This window comes from Sulfurivermis sp., from assembly GCF_059410345.1.
Genome location: NZ_JBLJDO010000001.1, coordinates 287841 through 310916, shown reverse-complemented (window position 1 = coordinate 310916; position 23076 = coordinate 287841). Strand labels below are relative to the sequence as shown.

Below are 23076 nucleotides of genomic sequence, written 5' to 3'. Positions count from 1 at the left end.
AACCTCAATCTCTCAGGGTTGCACCCAGTTCGGCCTTGAGCGCCGCCAGAATGGCCTCCAGCGCCGCATCCACCTCGAAGTCTGTAAGGGTGCGCGAATCGTGCTGCAAGGTCAAGCCCAAAGCGAGACTTTTCCGACCCGAATCAATGCCTTTGCCCGTATATAAGTCAAACAACTTTAACTCCCGCATGGAAGCCGGTGCCGCTTGGCGAATTGCCGCCATAACCGCATCAACAGGCACCGAATTGTCGACAACAACAGCAATATCACGCCGAACTGCGGGAAAACGGGAAAGTTCCTGGAAGCGGGGCAAGCGGCCTTGCAGCAGCGGTTCCAATGCCAGTTCGAACACCAACGCGGTACTGGCCAAGCCCAGCTTGTCGACTACGACCGGATGCAAAGCACCTATCCACCCCAAATTGACGCCATTTGCCTCGATATGCGCCGACTGCCCGGGATGCAGAGCAGGATGGGGAGCAGCGACAAAACGTGCCACTCCATCCAGGCCGGACAGGGCCAGCAAAGCCTCCACATCGGCCTTGAGATCGAAGAAATCGACCGGGCGCGCCGCCTCACCCCACTGTTCAGGCTGGGCGTCGCCATAGACCAGGCCGGCAATGACCCGCTCCTGGCGCAGGCCGGAGGCCTCGGGCAGGAAGCGCAGCCCGGACTCGAACAGACGCACCCGCCCCTGCTGGCGATTGGCGTTGTAGACCAAGGCCTGCACCAGTCCCGCCCACAGCGTGGTGCGCATCACCGCCATTTCGGCGGAGATGGGATTGGCCAGCGCCAGCGGTTCCAGCATCGGATCGAGTAACTTTTGCAGTTCCGGCGCCACGAAACTGTAGGTCACCGCCTCCTGATAGCCACGCGTCACCAGTAGACGACGCAGCTGGGCCAGCTCCGCCTGCCCCTCGGCCACCGCCCCCATTTGCAGGGCAGCCACCGGACGGCGGCTGGGCAGCTGATGGTAGCCATGGATGCGCACCAGTTCCTCAATGAGGTCCTCCTCGATGGCAATATCGAAACGCCAGGCCGGCGGCGTGACGCGCCAGTTCTCACCGACACTCTCCACCTTGAGGCCGAGGCGGGTGAGGATATCGCTTACCTCGGCCGCCGGGAGTTCGAATCCGAGCACGCGCTTGATCCGTGCCTGACGCAGGGCAATAGGTTCACGTCGCGGCAGATATTGCTCCTGCATCACCTCGATCACCGGCCCGGGGATACCGCCGGCGATTTGCACGAACAGCGCCGTGGCACGTTCCAGGGCATCGCGCTGCAATGCCGGTGACACGCCGCGCTCGAAACGGTGGGAGGAATCGGTGTGCAGACCGTAGCGGCGGGCACGCCCGGCCACGGCCTCTGGGGAGAAAAAGGCGCTCTCCAGGAAGATATCCACGGTGCCCTCACCCACCGACGTCGATGCACCGCCCATCACACCGGCCAGGGCCTGCGCACCGCTGCCGTCGGCAATCACCAGGGTCTCGCCGTCCAGTTCCACCGTGCTGCCGTTGAGCAGCCTGAGGGTTTCGCCCGGCCGGGCACGACGCACCTCGATACCGCCCTTGAGCTTGGCCAGGTCAAAGGCGTGCATGGGCTGGCCCAGTTCGAGCAGCAGATAGTTGGTGATATCCACCGCAGCGCCGAGGCTGCGCACATCGCTGCGGCGCAGGAGCTCCACCATCCAAGTGGGCGTTGCGGCCTGCGGGTTGATGCCGCGTATGACGCGCCCCACATAACGCGGGCAATCCGCCGGCGCCGTCACATTGACCGGGAAGGTATCGGCGCAGGCCGCGGCCACCGCCTCGATGCGCGGTGCCTTGACTGCGCAACGATTGACCACGCCCACCTCACGCGCGACACCGGCGATGGACAGGCAATCGCCGCGGTTCGGTGTCAACCCCAGTTCGAAGGTGACGTCGTCCAGTTGCAGATAATCGCGCAGGTCACGCCCCACCGGCGCATCCAGCGGCAGCTCCAGCAGCCCCTCCGAGACTTCCGCCAGCCCCAGCTCCTTGGCCGAACACAGCATGCCGAAGGACTCCACGCCGCGCAGCTTGGACTTCTTGATCTTGAAATCACCGGGCAGCACCGCGCCGATGGTGGCCGTCGGCACACGCAGGCCCGCACGCACATTGGCCGCGCCGCACACGATGTTGAGCGGCTCGCCGCTGCCGACGTTCACCTGGCATACGCGCAGCTTGTCGGCATCCGGGTGCGGCTCCACCCGCAACACCTCGCCCACCACCACGCCACTGAAGTCCTCGGCCACCGGCGCCATGGCGTCCACTTCGAGACCCGCCATGGTGAGCTGGGACGACAGGGTGTCCTTGTCCACCGCGGGATTCACCCACTCCCGCAACCACTGTTCGCTGAATTTCATCGGAACTGCTCCAGAAAGCGCAGGTCGTTCTCGAAGAACAGACGCAGGTCATTGACGCCATAGCGCAGCATGGCGAGGCGTTCCACACCCATGCCGAAGGCAAAACCGGTGTAGCGCTCACTATCGATGCCCACCGCCTTGAACACGTTGGGATGCACCATGCCGCAACCGCCCACCTCCAGCCAACCGGTGTGCTTGCACGAGCGACAGCCGCTGCCGCCGCACATCACGCACTGCACGTCCACCTCGGCGGACGGCTCGGTGAAAGGAAAGTAGGACGGGCGGAAGCGCACCTTGAAATCGCCCTCGAAGAAGTTGCGCAGGAAGTCGTCGAGGATGCCCTTGAGGTCGGCAAAGGTCACCTGCTCATCCACCAGCAGCCCCTCCACCTGATGGAACATGGGCGAATGGGTCTGATCATAGTCGCAGCGATACACACGCCCCGGCGCGATGACGCGCAGCGGCGGCTGCTGCTTTTCCATGGCACGGATCTGCACCGGCGAGGTGTGCGTGCGCAGCAAGGTGCGTGCGTCGAAATAAAAGGTATCGTGCATGGCACGCGCCGGGTGTGAAGCCGGAATATTCAGGGCTTCGAAGTTGTGGAAATCGTCTTCCACTTCCGGCCCTTCTGCCACCGTGAAGCCAAGCTGCGTGAACAGCGCTTCGATGCGCGAAAGCACGCGCGTCACCGGATGCAGGCCGCCGCTGCGCTGACCGCGACCAGGCAGGGTCACATCCACCGCCTCAGCGGCAAGCCTGGTATCGAGGGCGGCATTTTGCAGATGCTCCTTGCGCGCCTCGATGGCCTGCTGCACCTGCTCCTTCGCGGCATTGATCAGTGCACCGACCTTGGGCCGCTCATCCGCCGCCAGTTGGCCGAGCTGCTTCATGCGCTCGGTGAGCACACCCTTTTTGCCCAGATAATGCACGCGCACCTGATCGAGCGCGGCCAGATCGGCGGCGGCTGTTACCGCTGCGCACGCCTGCATCACCTGTTGCTGGAGTTCGTCCTGCACGATCATCACCCCGTCTGCGGCCTGCGACCGCGTGTCGGTTGGAATTCCTTAAGTTCTATGGAAGGTCTGAATAAGTCCATCCTGGACTTCTCAGCCCACGCGAATCGAAAAGTGTGATTTTCGATTCGCTTCCTGTTCCAACGACTTATGGTCGTTGGAACATGGCGGCACATCCCTGTGCCGCGGAAGCTCTGAACTTAATTCAGAGCTTCCCTAGTTCTAAAACGAAAAGGGGAAGGCCACCGGCCTTCCCCCTTCTCATGCAGCGGTTTACCTGATAACCGGTATCGCACCGGCCTAGGGCGAAACGCTTATGCTGCCAGGCTGGCCTTGGCCTTCTCCGCCAAAACGGCAAAGCCGTTCTTGTCGAAAATGGCGATGTCGGACAGCACCTTGCGGTCGATCTCGATACCGGCCTTCTTCAGGCCGTTGATCATACGGCTGTAGGACAGGCCGCACTCGCGGGCTGCCGCGTTGATACGGGCGATCCACAGGGTACGGAACTGACGCTTCTTCTGGCGACGGTCGCGATAGGCATACTGACCGGCCTTGGTGACCGCCTGCTTGGCAACGCGGTACACATTGCGACGCATGCCATAGTAACCCTTGGCCTTGGCCAGGACCTTCTTGTGACGCGCACGCGCCACTACACCACGTTTTACTCTTGCCATTTATCCTTACCTCACACTTAGGCGTAGGGCATCAAACGGGACACCATACGGGTGTCGACCGCTGCAACCATTGCGTCGTCACGCAGCTGACGCTTGCGCTTGGTGGTCTTCTTGGTAAGGATGTGGCGCTTGAACGCCTGGCCACGCTTGAAACCGCCGGCGGTGGCCTTGAAACGCTTGGCCGCCCCGCGCTTAGTCTTCATCTTGGGCATTACACTAACTCCGCATTTATCGGTTAATAATCAAGTGCACATTTTCACACTGGCAGCCGCGCAAGACTGACAGTAGCGCACCCCGCAGGCCACAACGGCCTACTTTTTCTTCTTGGGGACGATAACCATGACCATCTGACGACCTTCCAGACGCGGGAACTGTTCTACCGTTCCCACCTCGGCAAGGTCTGCCTCGATGCGCTTGAGCAACTTCAACCCAAGCTCTTGGTGGGCCATCTCACGACCGCGGAACCGCAGCGTGATCTTGGCCCTATCCCCGTCTTCCAGGAAACGTACCAGGTTGCGCAGTTTTACCTGGTAGTCACCCTCTTCCGTCCCTGGTCGGAACTTGATCTCCTTGATCTGAATCTGCTTCTGCTTTTTGCGGGCGGCATGTTTCTTTTTGTTTTCTTCAAAAAGATATTTGCCGTAATCCATGATGCGGCAGACCGGTGGTTTGGCGTCGGCCGCCACTTCCACCAAGTCCAACTCCGCCTCTTCCGCAATCCGCAACGCCTCAGCGATGGAAACGACGCCTACTTGCTCGCCTTCCGTACCGATGAGACGTACCTCGGGAACAGTGATCTCTTCGTTTAAACGGGCGCCTCCCTCAGTGGAACGCGCCGGACCTGTTCTGGTGTTGATGCTCTATTCCTCCAAAAAAGCGCGGCCGCGGCTCGCGATCTCGGCGGTCAGTCGCTCGACAAACGCTTCCAGCGTCATACTGCCGAGGTCCTCACCACCGCGCGTGCGCACGGCCACTGCCTGTTGTTCCACCTCGCGGTCGCCGATGACCAGCAGATACGGCACCCGCTGCAGGGTATGTTCGCGGATTTTAAAGCCTATTTTCTCATTTCTCAAGTCGGACTTGACGCGGAAGCCGCGGGCGGCCAAGGTCCGCTCTACCTGTTGGACGTAATCGGCCTGCCGATCGGTGATGTTCAGTACCGCCACCTGCTGGGGCGCCAACCACAGCGGGAAGGCGCCGGCGTAGTGTTCGATGAGGATGCCGATGAAACGTTCCAGGGAGCCGAGGATGGCGCGGTGCAACATCACCGGCACCTGCTTGCTGCCGTCCTCGGCGATGAAATGGGCATCCAGCCGGCCCGGCATGGAGAAATCGGCCTGAATGGTGCCGCACTGCCAGACGCGCCCCAGGCAGTCCTTGAGGGAGAACTCGATCTTCGGGCCGTAGAAGGCGCCCTCGCCCGGCTGCAGATCCCAGGCCAGCCCCTTGGCGTTAAGTGCTTGTTCCAGCGCGTGTTCTGCCTTATCCCAGACCTCGTCCGACCCCACCCGTTGCTCCGGCCGGGTGGACAGCTTGATGATCACCTCGTTGAAGCCGAAATCCGCATAGACCTTGAACAACAGGTCGATGAAGGCCGACACCTCTTCCTGCAGCTGATCCTCGCTGCAGAAGATATGGGCGTCGTCCTGGGTGAAGTTTCTCACCCGCATGATGCCGTGCAGGGTGCCCGAGGGCTCGTTGCGGTGGCAGGAACCGAACTCGGCCAGACGCAGCGGCAGGTCGCGGTAGCTCTTCAGGCCCTGGTTGAAGATCTGGATGTGGCCCGGGCAGTTCATCGGCTTGACCGCGTAGTCGCGGTTCTCCGAGTGGGTGGTAAACATGGAATCGCCAAACTTGTCCCAGTGGCCCGAGCGTTCCCACAGGCTGCGATCCACGACCTGGGGCGTGCGCACCTCCTGGTAACCGTTGTCACGGAATACCTGGCGCATGTATTGCTCCACCGCCTGCCACAGGGTCCAGCCGGGGGCGTGCCAGAACACCATGCCCGGAGCCTCCTCCTGGGTGTGGAACAGGTCGAGCTGGCGGCCGATCTTGCGATGATCGCGCTTTTCCGCCTCTTCCAGCCGGTGCAGGTACTCCTTGAGCGCCTTCTTGTCGCCCCAGGCCGTGCCATAGATGCGGGTCAGCATCTCGTTGCGGGAATCTCCGCGCCAGTAGGCACCGGCCACCTTCATCAGCTTGAAGGCCTGCAACTTGCCAGTGGACGGCACATGGGGACCGCGGCACAGGTCGATGAAATCGCCCTGCCTGTAGAGGGAGATATTCTCGCCATGGGGGATGTCGGCAATGATTTCGGCCTTGTAGGCCTCACCCATGCTGCGGAAAAACTCGATGGCCTCCTCGCGCGGCATCACCGAGCGCTCGACCCTGTAGTCCTCGGCAGCGATCTTCTCCATCTCGGCCTCAATCTTCTCCAAGTCTTCCGTGGTGAAGGGGCGCTCATAGGCGAAGTCATAGTAGAAGCCGTTGTCGATCACCGGACCGATGGTGACCTGGGCCGAGGGAAACAGGCGCTTCACCGCCTGGGCCAGCAGGTGGGCGGTGGAGTGGCGGATGATATCGACACCCTCTTCGTCACGGGCGGTGACGATGGCCAGCTGCACGTCGTGGTCCAGGGTGTGGGAGGTATCGACCAGTTGGCCATCTACCTTGCCGGCCAAGGCAGCCTTGGCCAGGCCGGGGCCGATGGCGGCGGCCACATCCAGCACGGTCACGGGGTGGTCGAAGGGGCGCTGACTGCCGTCGGGAAGGGTGATCGTGGGCATTGAATCGCTCCAGTGGCGGCCTATACGAGGGGCCGCGTGTCAGGTGGCATCAGGGGATGCCGGCATGGGTGACGCCCGCAGGCGCCGCAAGGGGCGTCATTCTAACGGATTGATTTGCGGATACAAGCGGCAATGTCACAGGCGCGACTGCGGCGTCAGCGCCAGGTAGCCGTGCAGGTCGCCCTGATGGTGGGGGCTGCTGGCCCGGCACAGGGAAAACACCGCCTTGGAGTTGCTCACCGCAGTCACCGCCGCCTCGCTCGCCTGAATATCGACGGCGGCCAGATCCAGCCGGCTGCGGGCCGTACGCAGGGCCACCTCGCCCTCCAGCCGTACCACGGTCATCTTCACATCCGAACCGATCACATCCACCGCCAGCTCGCCACCGCCGATGTGGCTGTGCTCGACATTGACCCGTGACTCGAAGACATACAGCTCGCCGATATGGGCGTTCTCGATATGCACATCGCCGCAACCGTGCAATTCGATACGGCGGTAGCGCCCCTCAAAGCGCACATTGCGCTGCCGTTCGCACCGGCCGATGCGCTCACCGTCCCCCGCCACCTCGCGCGCTACCGGCGGCGGCGGTAGGTCACCCGACAGAAAGCCCAACAGATGCTGATTGAACAATTGCGGCTGTGCGCTCATCGGCACATGTCCGGCACCGTCGATGATCTCCAGCCAGGCGCGCGGCAGGCGGCGCAGCAGCACCTCGGCGGTACGCAGTGGCGCAGTCCGATCCTCACTGCCCCACAACACCAGCACCGGCGCCGTCACCCGCGGCAGCAGGGGGGCAAAATCAGCATCCAGCAAGGCCATGGCGGCGATGCGCCGCTCCGCGCCATCTCCCTCGCCATAGGGGGTGTCCAACATGTCCTCGCTGTCGAAGGGAAAGCGTTCCATGCCTTCGAGAAACTTGCCGGCAAAACTCTGCAACAGCTCCGACGACCAGCGTGGCTCCGCGCTGCGCCCGTGCAGCCAGTTGCCCACCAGGAATTTGTTGTAGGCCAACCGGTGCAGAATACCGGCCACGTCCGCCACCACCAACCGGCGCACGGCATCGGGATGAAGGGCGGCATAATTCAAGGCCACCGCACCGCCCAGCGAATGTCCGATCAGCAGTATCGGGAGACGGGCACGCAACCCCACCAGATGATGCAGTACCGCCGCGTAGTTTTCGGGGGTGTAGTGCTTGCTGCCCCCATCGGAATCGCCGAACCCCGGTAGATCCAGCGCCAGCACATGGTAGCGTTCGGCCAGCAGCGGGATCTGCGCCGCCCAGTCGTCGGCACTGCCGCCGATGCCATGGACCAGCACCACGGTCTGCGCCGCCCCGCCATTGCTTTCGTGGAAACAGACCCGGCCCTCGAACACCGGTTCGCTCACGCAGACCCGTGGCAACTGCGCCCAGGCCACGCCCGCCGGCCACCCCACCAGCAGCACAAACACCAGCAACATCCTGTCGTACATGTGTCCCCCATTGGGTTTATGCATGACCATTGCTACCATGTGATTTCCGTTCGCCGCCGCGAGCGGGTTCACAGATACCCGATAACGCTTGGCACAGCCATGCAGGGAATGCAACCGCCGTGTTGCTCAACCAATAATCAACAAGGAGAGAAGAATGAAGAAACTGTTTGCCATCGCGCTGCTTGCCGGTCTGTCCCTGGCCATTGCCACCGGCTGCCGCACCTCGACCCCGGTCTATAATGTCCAGGACGCCACCGTGGTCACCAACAGCGACAAGCCCGCTACCACTGATGACGTGAAAAAGGCCATCCTGCGCGCCGGCACCGCCCTGGGCTGGAACATGAAGGAAGAAAAGGCCGGCCATATCATCGGCACCATCAACCTGCGCAAGCACATGGCCCAGGTGGACATCAAATACAACGCCAAGAGCTACAGCATCACCTACCGCAACAGCGAAAATCTCAACTACGACGGCACCAACATCCATGGCAACTACAACGGTTGGGTGCAGCGTCTGCAGCAGAATATCCAGTCACAGCTGAACATGCTGTAATGGCCCAGCGGTGCACGCTCAGCAGAGCGTGCACCGCCTTCAATTTTCGATCCGCGCCGGTTCCCGCCATATACGCCACAACCCCTGCGGATACATGCCGCGGGCGAACAGCTTGCCCGCCACCATCAGCACGATACGCGTGATATCGGCCACCGGCCGGAAATGGCTCGGACGCGCGCCGGCGTGATACACCGTGTCGATGGGCACTGCAACACAGTCGAACCCGTTCCGTACCGCATCGATCAGGATTTCGCTCTCGAATACGAAGCCGCCGCGCTTGCGCAGGCGCGGCACATAGCCGTGCAGCAGTTCGGCCGGATAGAGGCGGAAACCCGACTGGCTATCGACGATGGAGCGGCCCGCCGCCCAGGAAATCCAGAAATCGGCCACACCATTGGCGATGCGTCGTGCGCGCGGCGCACTGTCGCGATCGCGCAACCGCGCCGCGATCACCACCGCCTGCGGCAGGCGTTCCGCCACGGATAGCAGACGCGGAATGTCCTCCGGCGCGTGCTGACCATCGCCGTCGATGGAGATCACCGCCGTAGCACCCTGCGACAGCGCATGCTGCATGCCGCGCCACAGGCTGGCCGCCTTGCCACTGTTCCGTTCATTGCGCAGCACGGTGACGCCGAGACCATCGAGCTGCGCCACGGTGTCATCGGTGGAACCGTCGTCCACCACGATCGCCGGGCCGTGCACCAGTGCCCGCTGTGCCACCGCACGGATGGTGGCCGCCTCGTTGTAGGCGGGAATCACGATCGTTGCAGCCACACTCATGCCATCGCCCCGTTGATGCCGATGATCTGGGCCGAGATATAGCCGGCACGCTCCGAGGCGAGAAAGGCCACCAGATCGGCGACTTCCTCCGGCTGTCCGGCACGTTTCATCGGCACCAGGGTCTTGATGGCATCCTTGTCGAACACCTGTTCGGTCATGCGTCCGGCAATGATCCCCGGCGCCACCACATTGACGGTGACACCGCGCGAGGCCAGTTCCAGCGCCAGTGACTTGCTGGCGCCGTGCAGACCGGCCTTGGCGGCGGCGTAGTTGGCCTGGCCGCGGTTGCCCATCACACCGGCGATGGACGACAAACTGATGATGCGTCCCCAGCGTGTCGCCATCATCGGCAGTAGCAGTGGTTGGGTGACGTTGTAAAAGCCGTTGAGCGACACGTCGATCACCCGCCGCCACTGCTCTGCCGACATGCCGGCCAGCGGTGCGTCATCGTGCAGACCGGCGTTGTTGATCACGATCTGGATCGGTGCGCGCTCGGCCTCGGCGGCGAGGATCTCCCGGCATTGCGCCCCATCGGTGACGTCGAACACCAGAACGGAGGCCTGACCGCCGGCCGCGATGATTTCGTCGCAGACCGCCTCGGCGCGCTGCGGCTGGCTGTTGGCATGTACCAGCACCTCCATGCCCTCCGCCGCCAGGCGACGGCAAATGGCGGCGCCGATGTCGCCGCTGCCGCCGGTCACCAGCGCACGCTTCATGCCGTTCTCCCGCTCATGTCTGCCACCGTCACCCGCGCCTCCACCAGCATACGTCCCGCACTACTGATCTCGACGCGGTACATCAGATTGCCACCCTCCGCCATCAGGCGCACCGCGGCGACTTGCAACGGACCATCGACCTCGTCCAGTCGCGCCGCGTGCAGGCACACATCGCGCAGTGCCGCCAGATAACCGGCGGGCAAGTGCACACCAGCACGTTGCGCCAGCAGCCCGCCATGCACCGCCATGGCCTGGGCGCCGTACTCCACACCGTGCACTGCGGCCAAACCATGCTCGGTGCGCAACGGATTGTCCATGCGGCGATGACTCAGGCTGCTGCACACGATGCGCTCGTCATCCCATTGTTCGACGCGATCGAGCAGACACATGCTGCCGGCGTGGGGGATCAGGGCGCAAAGATCCTCGCCCTCCACACTCATGCGCCGATCCCGATCTGCAAGGTAAGGTGCTCATGGCAAGGCAGGCGCAGCGTGGCGAAGTCGCCGCGTGCCAAGACCTGCAGCAGCGGCAGGGCCGCGGCAGCAGGATTGTGTGCACGCAGCGCGGCAAACTCCGCCGACAACGGCGGCTGCACCGCACTGCCGGGCCGCACTTCAAGGTCCAGCCGCGCGATACCGGCACCTTCATCCGCCGTGAGCACCAGGGCGACACCACACGCCGCATCCACATAACCACGACCGGCCAGGGCCGGCGGCAGCGGATAATCGTAAGCCAACAACAACACCGGCACCTGCTCCAGCACGGCCACACTCGCCGCCTCCAGCAGACCGGCGGCAAAGGTGGCCGCGCCCGCCGCCAGGCTGGTGGAAAACTGGCGCGAACCGGCGGCGATGGCCCAGTAGCCGGCCGGGGCGTTGTGCACCGAGTTGTGAAAATGGGTGGGCGACACGGGATGACCCGGCAGGGTCAGCGCGGTGCAAATACGATCCACGATCTCGCCATCGCCCTCGGACGAGGCGAATACCGAGGCAAGATCACTCATGCCGTAACGACTACGCGCCAGCGCATCCTCCGCCGTCTGCAGCGCCAGTTTGATCAACGCCGTGGTGCGGCGCCGTTCGTTGGGCGGCAACAGATTGGGCTTGAAGGCCGGCAAGGCGCCGGCGTCCAGCGCTACCTCGCCGCGCAACACCGGCCGCGCCGCCTCCCAGCCGGGCATGCCGGCAGCGACCAGACCGATGCTCTCCACGTTCACGCGCATCATGCCGGCTGTCCCAGGATCAGGGCGCAGTTGCTGCCGCCGAAGCCGAAGGAATTGGTCATGGCCTTCTGCACCGGCCGCCGCGCCGTCGCGCGCACGATGGGGGCAGACAATTCAGGGTCGAGTTGCACGGTATTGAGACTGCCGGGCACCAGACCCTCCTCGATGGCGAGGGCACAGAACAGGGCCTCGGTGATGCCGGCCGCACCCAGGGTATGTCCGGTCCAGCCCTTGGTGGAGCTGCACGCCACGCTGCCATTGAACAGCCGCGTCACCGCGCGATCCTCGGCGCGGTCGTTGGACGGCGTGGCGGTACCGTGCAGGTTGATGTAATCGATCTGCTGCGGCGCGAGTCCGGCGCAGTGCAGCGCCGCTTGCATCGCCAGCAGAGCCCCCTCGCCTTCGGGATGTGGCGTGGACATGTGGTAGGCATCACTGCTCTCGCCGTACCCGAGCAGGCGCACCCCCGTCCCCTCCCGCTCCAGCAGGGCAAACCCCGCGGCCTCGCCGATGTTGATACCGTCGCGCGCCGCATCCCACGGACGACAGGGCCGGCGCGACACCAGTTCCAGGGAGTTGAAGCCATACAGTGTGGTAAGACACAGGCTGTCCACGCCGCCCACCACGGCGGCATCGCACCAGCCGGCGCGGATGTGACGGCTGGCGGCAGCAAACACCTTGGCGCTGGAGGAACAGGCCGTGGAGATCACCTGCGCTGGGCCTTCCAGACCGAGGTAATGGCGGGTGAAATCGGCCACGGAAAAGGTGTTGTGGGTGTGGCGGTAATCAAAATTGCGCGGCAGCGGCCCATCGCTGGCGCCCCGCTGCCGATAGGCCTGCTCGGTGGCCTCGATGCCGGAGGTGCTGGTACCGAGAAACACGCCGATGCGCGCCGCACCATACCGTGCGCGCGCCGCCGTCACCGCCGTGGCGAAATCGTCTGTCTCCAGTCCGAGCAACGCCAGGCGGTTGTTGCGGCAATCAAACGGCATCAGGGCCGCAGGCAACATGACATCCTCGATGCCATCGACGCGCCCGATCCAGGTCTCCATATCCGCACCGTCGTAATCACAGGGGCGCAGACCACTGTGCCCCTGCAACAGGGCATCCAATGCCGCACCACGGCCCTGCCCAAGGGCGCTGACCGTACTGTAGGCCGTAAGGACCAAGGGTTCGAAGGGCATGGGTTTCCTATGTATTTCTCACAAAACGGGCGAATCCGTAACTGAGCACCACCCCGAGGGCAACCGTACTGCCGATGGCATGCAGCACCGGGATCTGTGAGAACGCGAGGATACCAAACACGCTGGCGGTGGAGATAGCGCACACGGTCACCGCGTGGCCGGTGCGGGCGTATTCTTCCGTCCCGGCGCGACGCGCAAAGAACAGGCCGTAATCGATGCCCAGACCCAGCACCAGCAACAGGGCCACCAGATGAAACAGCGACAGCGACGCACCCAAGGCATGCAGCACGGCCACGGTCAGCAACAGCGCCGCCAGCACCGGCACCACCACGCGCACCAGCCGTGCCGCGTCACGCAGGCCCGCACCGAGCAGCAGCAGGATCAGCGCGCCGCCGGCGAGCAGATAGCCGCCTGCCCCACGCAGAAAGCCATCCACCATCCGATCCGTCGCCAGGCGCAGGTTGAGATACTGCACCGACGGAGCCACCCGCGCAGCCCAGTGCAGCAACGCCGCCTCGTCCTGAACCGCATACAACGGCACCAGGCCAAGCCAGCCGTCGCCGTGCGGTCGCAACAGCGCGCCCAGTCGCCTGCCCGCCAGGGTATCGGCAATATCGGGGGGCGTCAGCGGCGCCAGGGTACGACTGCGCTCCACATCGCGCAGGAAGGGATCGAACAAACCGGCGCGGAACGGCAACCCTTGCCGCGCCGCTTCCACCGCCGCCGCCAGCACAGCCGCTTCCGGCAAGGCCGCGGCACGCGCTGCCTGGCGCGTGGCGGCAGGCAGATACTGTGACGGCAGGCGGTAGCCACCGATGATGCCGTCGGCACGCAACCCCTCCAGCGCGGCGGCCAGCGCCTCGCTGCGCTGCAACACCTCGTCGGCACTGCGCCCCTGCAACAGCAACAACCGGCTCACATCCGGCGCGCCCACCGCCTGGCGCAGGCGCTGATCCAGCGTGCGCCAGGCCGGCGGCACCGGACTCAGGGCGGACAGCTCGGTCTCCAATACTGGTCGTGGTGTCAGCAACAGATACGCCAACGCCGGCACCATCAGCAACGGCAGCGCCCACAGGCCGCGTCCGGCGCCACCGGCGGCCAGCGGCAGCAGACGTATCGCCGGCGCCGTCGGCAACAGCAGGGGCAAAATCCAGCGCACGGTGAGCGCCGCGGCCACCAGGCCGCTCACCGTAAACACCGCCAGTTGCGCCAGACCGGCAAAGGGACTGGCCGCCATGGCCAGATAACCGACGGCGCTGCTCGCCACACCAAGACGCAGCGTCGGCCAGATACGTTGCAGGGTCCGGCCTGGTGTTTCATCGCCACGCAGATGGGAAAACAGATGTAGCGGGTAGTCGATGGCCACGCCGAGCAGGGTGATGCCGAAGGCCAGGGTAATGCCATGCAGGCTGCCGAACAGCAGCGCTGTAATAGACACCGCGGCGACAATGCCAGCGGCAAGCGGCACGGCGCTCAACAACAGCAGGCGCGGGCTGCGATAGGCGATGAGCAGAATCGCCAGCAGCACCAGAGTAGCCAGCGCGCTCAGCCACTGCACCTCGCTGCGGATGATGTCGCGCGTGGCCGCGGCAATGATGCCGGGGCCGCTGAGTTCAACGCTCAGCCCCGCCTCCACCGCGGCGAGGATCGCCGCGCGCGCCGCCTCCTGCGCGTCGAGGTCGAAACCGCCGGCACGGGTCTCCAGCAGCAGCAGCGCCTGCCGCCCCGCCGCATCGAACCACACACCATGATGCAACGGCGGCGTATTGCCCTCCTCCCAGCCCATCAGCACTCGGCGGAACACCGCCTGCGGATCAGCCGGCAGGCGTGCCTTGTCCAGCGGCGGCAACGGCGCCGACAGCTCGCGCAGGCGCGCCTCCAACTCCATGCGCAGGCCGTCGGCAGCAAAGGCCTCGGGCGGCAGCGATGCCAACAGATAGCGATGGGCGAACCAGCGTTCCTGCTCATCCGCCGGCAGCGCCGACGGGCCGTTGGCGACACGCAGAAAACGTGTATCGCCACGCAGGCGATCCGCCAGCATCCTGCTGGCGGCGGCCAGCCGTGCCGAGTCCTCGCTGCCGCCGAGAGCGACGATGATCAGGCGCGCCGCCGGTCCCTCGCGCAACGCATCCAGCAGCAGGGCCTGCTCCAGCCCCTCGCCGCGAGGCAGGAACGCTGCCATGTCGCTCACCACGCTGACACGCGTGAGACTGTAGAACGCGCCGGCAGCAAGCAGCACGAGCCACAACCACAAGGGCCGGCGCGCCGTCATCGGTCGCCCTTCAGTTCGGTGACGGTGACATCGCCACCGGCCTCCCGGGTTTCGATGCGTCGCAGCGTCGCGCCGCCACCACTCAATTCAATGGACTGGATCACGCTGGCCACGCTGGCGTCACGCGGCCGCAGGTGCAGGCGCCAGGCAGGCTCGCCACCCTGGAATTCAACGATGAAATAGCGTTGCAGGCGCGGCAGATCGCCGGCCAGGGTGGCGCGCAGGGATTCGGCAAAGGCGCGCAGCGCCGGATGCATGTCGAGCGGGATCTCGCGGCCGGCCCCGTTGCCTTCGATACGCACCGCCGCGCCGGTGATGACATAACTCTCGCCGCTGCCCTGCACGCTGCGCCGCAACCAGTCGGGTGACCGGAACTCCAGCTCACCGGTGGTGACGAGCGGCACATCGAGATAGGCCAGGCGGCGCGTCTCGCTGTAGGCGATGCGCTCCGGCACGGCGCGGGCCAGCGCAGCCAGCAGGTGCGCGGCATCCCACTGCGCCGCCGCAGGCAGCGGCAACAGTGCCGCCAGCACAAGAAATATCTTAACTCTGGCGCCAGAAGTCATAGAAGTTGAACCAGTTGTAGGGCGCACTGTGTACGTAATGCTCCAGCCGTGCCGCATAGGCCTGGGTCCACGCGCCCAGCGCCGCCTCACGCTCGCGCCGGTTTTGCGGCAGCGGTGCCTCGAAACGCTCGAAGTGCAGATCATAGCGGTTGCCGCCAAGGTACAGACCGAACACCAGGATCACCGGCACGTGCAGCACCGAGGCCAGCTGCGCCGCACCCACGGGAAACGGCGCCTCGCCGCCGAGAAAGCGGCACGGCACGGTCTTGCCGCCGTCGCCCACCCGATCACCCAGCAGGCCCACCATCTCGCCCCGCGCCACCACCTCCTGCACCTGCAACAGGGTGTCGATGCCGCCCAAAGGAATCACGGTGTCGAGCAACGACGGGTTCAAGGTGTGCAGCAACGCCGTGATGAAACCATTATGGTCGGGAAACATCAGTATCTTGATGGACAAGTGACGCTGATCCACACCGAGCGCACGCAGGGCATCGAAGCTACCCACATGGGCGCTGAGCAGCAGACAACCCTGGCCACTGTCGGCCTGCGCCTCAATCACCTCGGCGCCGTGTACGCGCACATCGAAACGCGCGAACTGACCGCTGAGAAAAAATACCCGATCGAGGATGGTGGCGGAAAAGCAGTGGATATGGCGCAACCGCTCGGCCAGGGTCGGCGGGCGGCCAAACACGCGGACAAGATATTGGCGTGATGCCTCGCGCGCAGCGCGGCCATTGAGAAAGAAATACAGCGTGATGGGATACAGCAGCAGACGTGCCGCGGTACGACCAAGACGCAGCGCAATCCACAGGATCAGGCGCAGCGCCCAGGGAGAGCCGCGTTCACGCTGCGCCTGCCAGTGGGCCGCTGTCATACGGACGCCGTTTGCAACAGACCAGAGGCGATCAGGCGCCCACCACGCACACACTCAAAGCGCCAGCGCCCGGGCCGGTCGCTGCGCAGGTGAATGGTGAACGGCTGTGCCGGCAATAATGGCTCGATGAATTTCACCTGCGGCAACAGGTCCACTGTCGCAACAATACCGGCGCGGTTGGCGACGCGCAACACCTGCTCCAGCAACACCACACCGGGCACCACGGGTTGTCCGGGGAAGTGTCCCGGCAGGGATGGATGCATGGCATCAATGATGCAGTCTTCAGTGTAATCCATCACCGCTCCTCAACCGCTCCAACAGGGCGAGCAACTCACCGCGCGGCAGCTTGCCGGTGTCGTTGCGCGGCAGGCGCGCCACGCGGTACAACGGCCGCGGCAGAAACACCTCATCCATGCACGGCCGCAAGGCATCGAGCAGCGCCTGCTCGGACAAGTCCGGTGCCACCACCAGCGCGCACAAGCGTCCGCCGCGCTCGCTCTCCGCATCGAGCAGCAACAACGCCGCATCCAGTACACCGGGGATAGCGAGCAGGCGCTGGTTGAGATCGCCCAGCGAGGCGCGCTTGCCGCCGATGTTCACCATGTCGCTGTCACGACCGAGCAGGACAAAACCGTCCACCTGCTCTTCGATGACATCATTCAGCGGCGTAGCCTCGCGCAAGAAATCCGCCACCGCCGTGCAGCGTCCATCCGTGCAGTGCAGCTGCACGCCGTCATAGGGACGCCAACATGGCCCATCCACTGTGCGCCGGCTGGCGATGGCGCCGGTCTCGGTGCAGCCGTAGATCTCACGCACCTCGCAGGCGAAGGCCTGTTCCGCCGCCGCCGCCAGTTCGGCAGACAGGGGCGCGGTGGCGCTGATGATCAGAGCGGTGGTGGGCCAGCGCAGTCCCGCCGCCACACAGGCACGCAGGTGTACCGGCGTGGTGATCAGCACGCGCGGCCCTGCCACCTCCTCCAGCGCCTGACACAGATCAGCCGGAAAGAACGGCCGTCCGCCGTGCACGGCCAGCCCACTCAACAGCGGATACAGAATGGTGGATTCGAGGCCGTACATATGCTGTGGCGGCACCGTGGCGACGAGGGTGCCGCCGGCGTAGCGCGCGAGCGCAAAACGCTCGCGCGCCCGCGCCACTCCACGCACCAAATCCCCCCAATACTTGCGATGGGGACGCGGCGTGCCGGTGCTGCCCGAGGTAAAGATGATAGCCGCCAGTTGTTCCGCCGGAATCACCGGCACCGGGATCGCGTCCTGTAGCGGCAGGCTCAGATCCACGACATGTTGCGCCACGGCCAGATCGGCCTGCGGCTGCTCCACCAGGCAGTAACTGCCGGGAAAGGCCGTCGCTACCTCCTCCACTACCCGCGGGGCACGATTGGGCGGCAACAGATTCACCTGCCCACGGAGCAGCAAGGCGGCAAAGGCCAGCAGAAACAGGTAACGGTCCTCGCACAGATTCACCGCATGACCTGCCGCCGGCAACGTCGCGGCCAATGCCGCAGCCTGCGCCAGAAACTCCGCGCAAGGGATCGGCCGCCCGTGATGCCAGGCGATGATGTCCTGCGGCGTATGCAGCGTCAGCGGCAACAGCATCACGTCCCTCACGGGCGCCAGCTCCTGGGATCGAGACGCGCCATTGCCAGCAGGAAGTCCACAAAACTGCGCCGCGGCAGTTGCGGCAGACAGCGCCGACGCAACGCAAACTCGGCACCGAAAAACAACAGGATCAGGCCATAGCCCCACAGATTGGTGAACAGCGACCACATCTCGCGTGTGCCGCAGCAGGCCAGCCACAGGCTGGTCATCCCCAGCAGAGACAGAAACACCGCCCAAGCGGCGGTCACCCAGCGGGTATACCGCAAGGCCGCCACATCCAGTTCGCCGTCGAGCAGAGAGGCGATGCGCGTGACCAGCGGCCGCCGGCCCGGCAGCAGGCTCAGGGCAAACAGCATCGCCAAACCAAAATAAATCAATAACGGCGGCCACAGCAGCAGCGCAAAGCGATCGGCCAACACCAGTGCCGCCAGCAACACCAGTGCCGCCGCGACGATTGCCGGCCATAAGCGAAAACCGTCCTGCCGTGCACCGGCCAGCATACCGGCAATGAGCGCCAATACGAGCACGGCCGGGCCATAGTCGGCAAAGATCACGCCGTAGTGCACGGCAACGGGATAGGCAATCAGCAACAGCACGGAGGCGCGCCGCGCCACACTCATTTCACGCGATGGGCAGCGATGTGCGCGGCAAGGGCGCGCAGAGAGGAGAAGATGCGCGCGTTGTTTTCGTCATCGGAACGGAGTTGAAAGCCATACTGCCGGGAGATGGCCAGCGCCAGTTCCAGCGCATCGATGGAGTCCAGTCCCAGCCCCTCGCGGAACAACGGCGCCTCTGCCTCGATATCGGCAGCCGCGATATCCTCCAGATTGAGGGTATCGATAATCAGTTGCCCCACTTCGAGCTCCAACGGGGTCAGCTCGGACATACGCACCATCCTTCCTGTTGCATTCCTGAAATTAGAGGGCCGCGCCGGCCAATAGCCTGGAGCACGGTCGGGGAATTATATATACTCCCGCCCCGAACTCAATCGGCGCCCGCTGCGCCGCCAGTCCCAGCGCAGGCCTCCCCTACTGATGTCAGCACCGCGCGTACACTACGACACCGCCCCCGCTGCCGACACCTTTGCGGTGGTGCGCTACGGCAGCACCCATAGTGACATCACCTTACACGATGGCCGGATCTGCATCGATGTCGCGATGCCGGTGCTGGGACACAGTGGCGGCTGCCTCGAGCTGTGGTCATCCTCCAGTGCCTTGCAGCACGAAACCGCCGGTCCGGTGCATCTGGTGCATGATGAGGTATTTCTGTTCGGCGCCATGCGCCTGGAGGATGCCCTCCCCCTGGAGCAGGCCAGCCACGAGGGTTATCAAGCCCTGCTCGATCTACTGGCGGCGCGGGGCTTTCCGGCCCCCCTGCGCATGTGGAACTACCTGCCGCGCATCGTCGGGCATGACACCGGCGGCGAGCGCTACCAGTTGTTCTGCAGCGGCCGCCATGCCGCCTTCAACACTACCCCCGGCTACGAGGCCCGGCTGCCCGCCGCCAGTGCGCTGGGCAGTCATGGTCCTGGTTTGGTGGTGTATTTTCTGGCCGCCCGGGAACCGGGTATCCAGGTGGAGAACCCGCAGCAGGTCAGCGCCTTCCGCTATCCACGCCGCTATGGCCCACGCAGTCCGTCCTTCTCCCGCGCCGTAATCAACCCCTGGGCGGATGCCACCCACTTCTATCTGTCCGGCACCGCCAGTGTGCGCGGCCACGCCAGCGTGCATCGTGACGACAGCGCCGCCCAGTTACAACTCACCCTGGACAACATCGAGCGCCTGCTGGCCCACGGCCTCACCCTGCACCCGGCGGCCCCCACGCGACTCGAAGCCTTGCAGTTGCTCAAGGTCTACATACGGCGCGCTGCAGACTATCCCTACATCCGGGCCGAACTGGAGCGACGCTTGGGAACGCAACACGCCGTGCTGTACCTCCAGGCCGACGTCTGCCGCAGTGAATTGCTGGTCGAAATCGAAGGCATCGCCGTCAGCTGATGCGTGCCTCACTGGCACGATCGCGCACCAGGCGTGCCCAGTGGCGGCCGGTCAGATACCAGTGCACATAAAAGGCCTCCAACAGCAGCCGTCCGATCACCGCCACCGACCATTGCCAGCGCGCTTCGGCCGCACACAGGGCATGCGACATCCCCAGACCTTCGGCCATCACGCCTAGGCGCTCCAGGTGATAACGGTTGGAAACGATGGTCACCGTAGCGGTGCTGCCGAGCAGATCGCGGGCATGGCGCAGGTTTTCCAGGGTATGCCGCGAGCGCTCTTCCAGGTGCAGGGCGGTCGACGGCACGCCACGCGCCACCAGATACTCCGCCCCCCTCGCCGCCTCGCTCACCGTACTACGGCCCGTCACCCCACCCAGCAGTACCAAGGTTCCGGCCCCTGCGCCATGTAGCGCCAGGGCGCGCTCCAGACGTTGACGAAAATCGGCACCGACCGCGCCGTCCTGCAGGCGCACGCCGGGCACCAACACCGATGCCAGCGCAATCGTCTGGCAGGGCGCAGTACGGCCGGTGATCAGAACACGACGCAGGACCCACAACAGGGAAAGACCGCCGCTGCCCAGGATCAGCAGCGTAGAGATGAACAGCATTTTGAAACCGTCGGCGCCGACGGCGGCAGCGGACATACGCACGACGTACCCCGGAAACGCAAAGCCCCGCTATAGCGGGGCCCTGGAGTATATATGGTAGGCGTGATTGGACTCGAACCAACGACCCCCACCATGTCAAGGTGGTGCTCTAACCAGCTGAGCTACACGCCTGTCGTCAGAAGCGCGCCATTATACCGGTTCATGCCGCACAGTCAAATGCAGGATAAGCAACTGATTTGACAGCAGTAATCCATCAGTCTGCCGCCGGCTCACCCAAACCCATGTTGTGTTCCTGCATCAAGCGGATCTGATCGCGCAGCTTCGCCGCCTCCTCGAATTCCAGGTTGCGAGCGTGCTGGTACATCTGCTCTTCCAGCTTTTTGATCCGTTTGGCCAGTTCCGCCGCGGGCAGGGCGGCATACTCCATGACCTCCTCCGCCACCTTGGCGTAACGGGACGGTGTACCGGGCACACCGGGATAACCCGACTCCAGGATGTCACGCACCGCCTTCTTTATGCTGCGTGGGGTGATGCCGTGCGCACTGTTGAAATCCATCTGTTTCTGCCGGCGCCGTGCGGTTTCCTCCATCGCACGTTGCATGGACCCGGTAATGCGATCGGCGTAAAGAATGGCGCGACCGTTGAGATGGCGCGCGGCACGGCCAATGGTCTGGATCAGCGAGGTTTCGGAGCGCAGGAAGCCCTCCTTGTCAGCATCGAGGATCGCCACCAGGGAAACCTCGGGCATATCCAGACCCTCACGCAACAGGTTGATGCCCACCAGCACGTCGAAGGCGCCAAGGCGCAGGTCGCGAATGATCTCCATGCGCTCGACGGTGTCGATGTCCGAATGCATGTAACGCACACGCACATCGTGCTCGGCCAGATAATCGGTGAGGTCCTCGGCCATTTTCTTGGTCAGGGTGGTGACCAGCACGCGCTCCTCCACTGCCACCCGCTTGCCGATCTCCGACAGCAGGTCGTCCACCTGGGTGGTGGCCGGGCGCACTTCCACGTCCGGGTCCACCAGGCCGGTGGGGCGCACCACCTGCTCCACCACCTCACCAGAGTGTTCCAGCTCATATTTCGCCGGTGTAGCGGAGACGAAGATGGCCTGCGGCGACAGCCGTTCCCACTCTTCGAACTTGAGCGGCCGGTTGTCCAGCGCCGAGGGCAGGCGGAAGCCGTAATTGACCAGGTTTTCCTTACGCGAGCGATCGCCACGGTACATGGCACCGATCTGCGGCACAGTGACGTGTGATTCGTCGATGACCAAAAGGGCGTCCTGTGGCAGATAGTCGAACAAGGTCGGCGGCGGCTCGCCCGGCGCCCGTCCGGACAGGTGGCGCGAATAGTTCTCGATGCCGGAGCAATAACCTAGTTCCAGCATCATCTCGATGTCGAAACGGGTGCGCTGCTCCAGCCGCTGCTCCTCCACCAGCTTGTTGGCAGCGTGCAGTTCCTCCAGCCGTTCCTTCAGCTCCACCTTGATCGCCTCCACCGCCTCCAGCACCTTCTCGCGCGGGGTGACGTAGTGCGTCTTGGGATAGATGGTGACGCGCGGCACCTTGCGCAGCATCTCACCGGTGAGGGGGTCGAAGAAACTGAGCGACTCCACCTCCTCATCGAACAACTCCACCCGCACTGCCTCGCTGTCGGAGTCGGCGGGGAAAATATCGATCACTTCGCCACGCACCCGGTAGGTGCCGCGACGCAGCTCGATGTCGTTGCGGGTGTATTGCAGTTCGGCCAGGCGGCGCAGGATGGCGCGCTGATCGATGATGTCGCCGCGCACCAGATGCAGCAGCATGTGCATATAGGAGTCCGGGTCACCCAGACCGTAGATAGCGGAGACGGTGGCGACGATGATGGTATCTGGCCGTTCCAGGATGGCTTTGGTGGCCGACAGACGCATCTGCTCGATATGGTCGTTGATGGAGGCGTCCTTCTCGATGAAGGTGTCCGTGGAGGGGACATAGGCCTCCGGTTGGTAGTAGTCGTAGTAGGAAACGAAATACTCCACCGCGTTGTGGGGAAAGAACTCCTTCATCTCACCGTACAACTGGGCCGCCAGGGTCTTGTTGTGGGCCATGATCAGCGTCGGCCGCTGCACCTGCTGGATGACGTTGGCGATGGTGTAGGTCTTGCCGGAACCGGTAACGCCAAGCAGGGTCATGCCGGCCTCGCCGGCCTGCAGCCCCTCGACCAGGCGTCGGATGGCCTCCGGCTGGTCGCCGGCCGGGGCATAAGGGGCCTGTAACTGGAAATTTCTCTTCGTCATCGGGGGGTTGGGGGATTCAGCAACGGCCGCGGTTCAGCTATATTAGCGCGGTTTTATTCCCAACTTTTGTGTCGAGGA

General features: G+C 64.3%; 23 protein-coding genes and 1 tRNA gene. 2 read left to right on the top strand and 22 right to left on the bottom strand.

What is annotated here, in order from left to right:
- Positions 1-4: 4 nt before the first annotated feature.
- The 7 genes from pheT to ACMV8A_RS01435 form a co-directional block, all read right to left on the bottom strand.
- Complete coding sequence (pheT, locus tag ACMV8A_RS01465) at positions 5-2383, bottom strand: phenylalanine--tRNA ligase subunit beta (RefSeq protein ID WP_495323939.1); 2379 nt, start codon at positions 2381-2383, stop codon at positions 5-7.
- On the bottom strand, positions 2380-3372 hold the full coding sequence (pheS, locus tag ACMV8A_RS01460; RefSeq protein ID WP_495324002.1) for a phenylalanine--tRNA ligase subunit alpha: 993 nt from the start codon (positions 3370-3372) through the stop codon (positions 2380-2382). Before pheS ends, pheT begins: the two co-directional genes overlap by 4 nt.
- Before the next feature lie 338 nt (positions 3373-3710).
- Positions 3711-4070 (bottom strand): 50S ribosomal protein L20, encoded by a 360-nt coding sequence (gene rplT, locus ACMV8A_RS01455; RefSeq protein ID WP_495323938.1) that lies wholly within the window; start codon positions 4068-4070, stop codon positions 3711-3713.
- Positions 4071-4087: 17 nt separating this feature from the next.
- Positions 4088-4282 (bottom strand): 50S ribosomal protein L35, encoded by a 195-nt coding sequence (gene rpmI, locus ACMV8A_RS01450; RefSeq protein ID WP_127477109.1) that lies wholly within the window; start codon positions 4280-4282, stop codon positions 4088-4090.
- Positions 4283-4381: 99 nt separating this feature from the next.
- Positions 4382-4927: a translation initiation factor IF-3 gene (gene infC, locus ACMV8A_RS01445; RefSeq protein WP_495324001.1), complete on the bottom strand. Its 546-nt coding sequence runs from the start codon at positions 4925-4927 to the stop codon at positions 4382-4384.
- A 3-nt stretch (positions 4928-4930) separates the two neighbouring features.
- Positions 4931-6856, bottom strand: coding sequence for a threonine--tRNA ligase (thrS, locus tag ACMV8A_RS01440; protein WP_495323937.1), 1926 nt, complete (start codon positions 6854-6856; stop codon positions 4931-4933).
- 135 nt (positions 6857-6991) lie between these two features.
- A complete protein-coding gene (locus tag ACMV8A_RS01435) occupies positions 6992-8350 on the bottom strand; it encodes an alpha/beta fold hydrolase (RefSeq protein ID WP_495323936.1) in 1359 nt (452 codons plus the stop codon).
- A 130-nt stretch (positions 8351-8480) separates the two neighbouring features.
- On the opposite strand from ACMV8A_RS01435, the gene ACMV8A_RS01430 reads away from it, so the two are divergent.
- Complete coding sequence (locus ACMV8A_RS01430) at positions 8481-8879, top strand: hypothetical protein (protein WP_495323935.1); 399 nt, start codon at positions 8481-8483, stop codon at positions 8877-8879.
- Between the two features lie 39 nt (positions 8880-8918).
- Here the strand turns inward: ACMV8A_RS01430 and ACMV8A_RS01425 are convergent, their stop codons facing one another.
- From ACMV8A_RS01425 to ACMV8A_RS01370, 12 genes are read right to left on the bottom strand one after another with little or no spacing between them, the layout of a single operon-like run.
- Positions 8919-9659 (bottom strand): glycosyltransferase family 2 protein, encoded by a 741-nt coding sequence (locus ACMV8A_RS01425; RefSeq protein WP_495323934.1) that lies wholly within the window; start codon positions 9657-9659, stop codon positions 8919-8921.
- Complete coding sequence (gene fabG, locus ACMV8A_RS01420) at positions 9656-10375, bottom strand: 3-oxoacyl-ACP reductase FabG (protein ID WP_495323933.1); 720 nt, start codon at positions 10373-10375, stop codon at positions 9656-9658. The genes ACMV8A_RS01425 and fabG overlap by 4 nt, the downstream gene beginning before the upstream one ends.
- A complete protein-coding gene (locus ACMV8A_RS01415; protein WP_495323932.1) occupies positions 10372-10815 on the bottom strand; it encodes a hotdog family protein in 444 nt (147 codons plus the stop codon). Before ACMV8A_RS01415 ends, fabG begins: the two co-directional genes overlap by 4 nt.
- Positions 10812-11600 (bottom strand): beta-ketoacyl synthase chain length factor, encoded by a 789-nt coding sequence (locus ACMV8A_RS01410; protein ID WP_495323931.1) that lies wholly within the window; start codon positions 11598-11600, stop codon positions 10812-10814. The genes ACMV8A_RS01415 and ACMV8A_RS01410 overlap by 4 nt, the downstream gene beginning before the upstream one ends.
- On the bottom strand, positions 11597-12781 hold the full coding sequence (locus tag ACMV8A_RS01405; RefSeq protein WP_495323930.1) for a beta-ketoacyl-[acyl-carrier-protein] synthase family protein: 1185 nt from the start codon (positions 12779-12781) through the stop codon (positions 11597-11599). Before ACMV8A_RS01405 ends, ACMV8A_RS01410 begins: the two co-directional genes overlap by 4 nt.
- A 7-nt stretch (positions 12782-12788) precedes the next feature.
- On the bottom strand, positions 12789-15053 hold the full coding sequence (locus ACMV8A_RS01400; protein ID WP_495323929.1) for an MMPL family transporter: 2265 nt from the start codon (positions 15051-15053) through the stop codon (positions 12789-12791).
- The gene (locus ACMV8A_RS01395; RefSeq protein ID WP_495323928.1) at positions 15050-15619 is read right to left on the bottom strand and encodes a LolA-related protein; all 570 of its coding nucleotides are present in this window, start codon (positions 15617-15619) and stop codon (positions 15050-15052) included. The genes ACMV8A_RS01400 and ACMV8A_RS01395 overlap by 4 nt, the downstream gene beginning before the upstream one ends.
- Positions 15597-16493 carry a lysophospholipid acyltransferase family protein gene (locus tag ACMV8A_RS01390; protein ID WP_495323927.1) on the bottom strand — a complete coding sequence of 299 codons (897 nt, stop codon included), beginning with the start codon at positions 16491-16493 and terminating at the stop codon, positions 15597-15599. Before ACMV8A_RS01390 ends, ACMV8A_RS01395 begins: the two co-directional genes overlap by 23 nt.
- A complete protein-coding gene (locus ACMV8A_RS01385) occupies positions 16490-16789 on the bottom strand; it encodes an ApeI family dehydratase (RefSeq protein ID WP_495323926.1) in 300 nt (99 codons plus the stop codon). The genes ACMV8A_RS01390 and ACMV8A_RS01385 overlap by 4 nt, the downstream gene beginning before the upstream one ends.
- Positions 16776-18107, bottom strand: coding sequence for an AMP-binding protein (locus tag ACMV8A_RS01380; RefSeq protein ID WP_495324000.1), 1332 nt, complete (start codon positions 18105-18107; stop codon positions 16776-16778). Before ACMV8A_RS01380 ends, ACMV8A_RS01385 begins: the two co-directional genes overlap by 14 nt.
- Before the next feature lie 8 nt (positions 18108-18115).
- Positions 18116-18724 (bottom strand): COG4648 family protein, encoded by a 609-nt coding sequence (locus ACMV8A_RS01375; RefSeq protein WP_495323925.1) that lies wholly within the window; start codon positions 18722-18724, stop codon positions 18116-18118.
- A gap of 2 nt (positions 18725-18726) precedes the next feature.
- On the bottom strand, positions 18727-18996 hold the full coding sequence (locus tag ACMV8A_RS01370) for a phosphopantetheine-binding protein (protein ID WP_495323924.1): 270 nt from the start codon (positions 18994-18996) through the stop codon (positions 18727-18729).
- 148 nt (positions 18997-19144) lie between these two features.
- Between ACMV8A_RS01370 and ACMV8A_RS01365 the strand changes: the two genes are divergently transcribed.
- The gene (locus ACMV8A_RS01365; protein ID WP_495323923.1) at positions 19145-20107 is read left to right on the top strand and encodes a chorismate transformation FkbO/Hyg5 family protein; all 963 of its coding nucleotides are present in this window, start codon (positions 19145-19147) and stop codon (positions 20105-20107) included.
- Here the strand turns inward: ACMV8A_RS01365 and ACMV8A_RS01360 are convergent.
- The 3 genes from ACMV8A_RS01360 to uvrB all read right to left on the bottom strand — a co-directional run bounded on the left by ACMV8A_RS01360 (position 20100) and on the right by uvrB (position 22998).
- Entirely contained in the window at positions 20100-20753 is a 654-nt protein-coding gene (locus ACMV8A_RS01360; protein ID WP_495323999.1) for a YdcF family protein, read from the bottom strand. The two genes, ACMV8A_RS01365 and ACMV8A_RS01360, sit on opposite strands and share 8 nt — an antisense overlap.
- Before the next feature lie 58 nt (positions 20754-20811).
- Positions 20812-20888, bottom strand: a tRNA-Val gene (locus ACMV8A_RS01355).
- Between the two features lie 82 nt (positions 20889-20970).
- Positions 20971-22998, bottom strand: a complete 2028-nt coding sequence (gene uvrB, locus ACMV8A_RS01350) for an excinuclease ABC subunit UvrB (protein ID WP_495323922.1) — start codon at positions 22996-22998, stop codon at positions 20971-20973.
- Positions 22999-23076: the final 78 nt, after the last annotated feature.

Coding starts and splice junctions, on each gene's coding strand:
- ACMV8A_RS01380 (WP_495324000.1), bottom strand. CDS start 18,107: ATGCTGTTGCCGCTGACGCTGCATACGCCGCAGGACATCATCGCCTGG.
- ACMV8A_RS01435 (WP_495323936.1), bottom strand. CDS start 8,350: ATGCATAAACCCAATGGGGGACACATGTACGACAGGATGTTGCTGGTG.
- ACMV8A_RS01415 (WP_495323932.1), bottom strand. CDS start 10,815: ATGAGTGTGGAGGGCGAGGATCTTTGCGCCCTGATCCCCCACGCCGGC.
- uvrB (WP_495323922.1), bottom strand. CDS start 22,998: ATGACGAAGAGAAATTTCCAGTTACAGGCCCCTTATGCCCCGGCCGGC.
- rplT (WP_495323938.1), bottom strand. CDS start 4,070: ATGGCAAGAGTAAAACGTGGTGTAGTGGCGCGTGCGCGTCACAAGAAG.
- pheS (WP_495324002.1), bottom strand. CDS start 3,372: ATGCAGGCGTGCGCAGCGGTAACAGCCGCCGCCGATCTGGCCGCGCTC.
- fabG (WP_495323933.1), bottom strand. CDS start 10,375: ATGAAGCGTGCGCTGGTGACCGGCGGCAGCGGCGACATCGGCGCCGCC.
- ACMV8A_RS01385 (WP_495323926.1), bottom strand. CDS start 16,789: ATGGATTACACTGAAGACTGCATCATTGATGCCATGCATCCATCCCTG.
- ACMV8A_RS01390 (WP_495323927.1), bottom strand. CDS start 16,493: ATGACAGCGGCCCACTGGCAGGCGCAGCGTGAACGCGGCTCTCCCTGG.
- ACMV8A_RS01405 (WP_495323930.1), bottom strand. CDS start 12,781: ATGCCCTTCGAACCCTTGGTCCTTACGGCCTACAGTACGGTCAGCGCC.
- ACMV8A_RS01360 (WP_495323999.1), bottom strand. CDS start 20,753: ATGTCCGCTGCCGCCGTCGGCGCCGACGGTTTCAAAATGCTGTTCATC.
- rpmI (WP_127477109.1), bottom strand. CDS start 4,282: ATGCCCAAGATGAAGACTAAGCGCGGGGCGGCCAAGCGTTTCAAGGCC.
- ACMV8A_RS01430 (WP_495323935.1), top strand. CDS start 8,481: ATGAAGAAACTGTTTGCCATCGCGCTGCTTGCCGGTCTGTCCCTGGCC.
- ACMV8A_RS01400 (WP_495323929.1), bottom strand. CDS start 15,053: ATGACGGCGCGCCGGCCCTTGTGGTTGTGGCTCGTGCTGCTTGCTGCC.
- ACMV8A_RS01425 (WP_495323934.1), bottom strand. CDS start 9,659: ATGAGTGTGGCTGCAACGATCGTGATTCCCGCCTACAACGAGGCGGCC.
- ACMV8A_RS01370 (WP_495323924.1), bottom strand. CDS start 18,996: ATGTCCGAGCTGACCCCGTTGGAGCTCGAAGTGGGGCAACTGATTATC.
- ACMV8A_RS01395 (WP_495323928.1), bottom strand. CDS start 15,619: ATGACTTCTGGCGCCAGAGTTAAGATATTTCTTGTGCTGGCGGCACTG.
- ACMV8A_RS01410 (WP_495323931.1), bottom strand. CDS start 11,600: ATGATGCGCGTGAACGTGGAGAGCATCGGTCTGGTCGCTGCCGGCATG.
- thrS (WP_495323937.1), bottom strand. CDS start 6,856: ATGCCCACGATCACCCTTCCCGACGGCAGTCAGCGCCCCTTCGACCAC.
- pheT (WP_495323939.1), bottom strand. CDS start 2,383: ATGAAATTCAGCGAACAGTGGTTGCGGGAGTGGGTGAATCCCGCGGTG.
- ACMV8A_RS01365 (WP_495323923.1), top strand. CDS start 19,145: ATGTCAGCACCGCGCGTACACTACGACACCGCCCCCGCTGCCGACACC.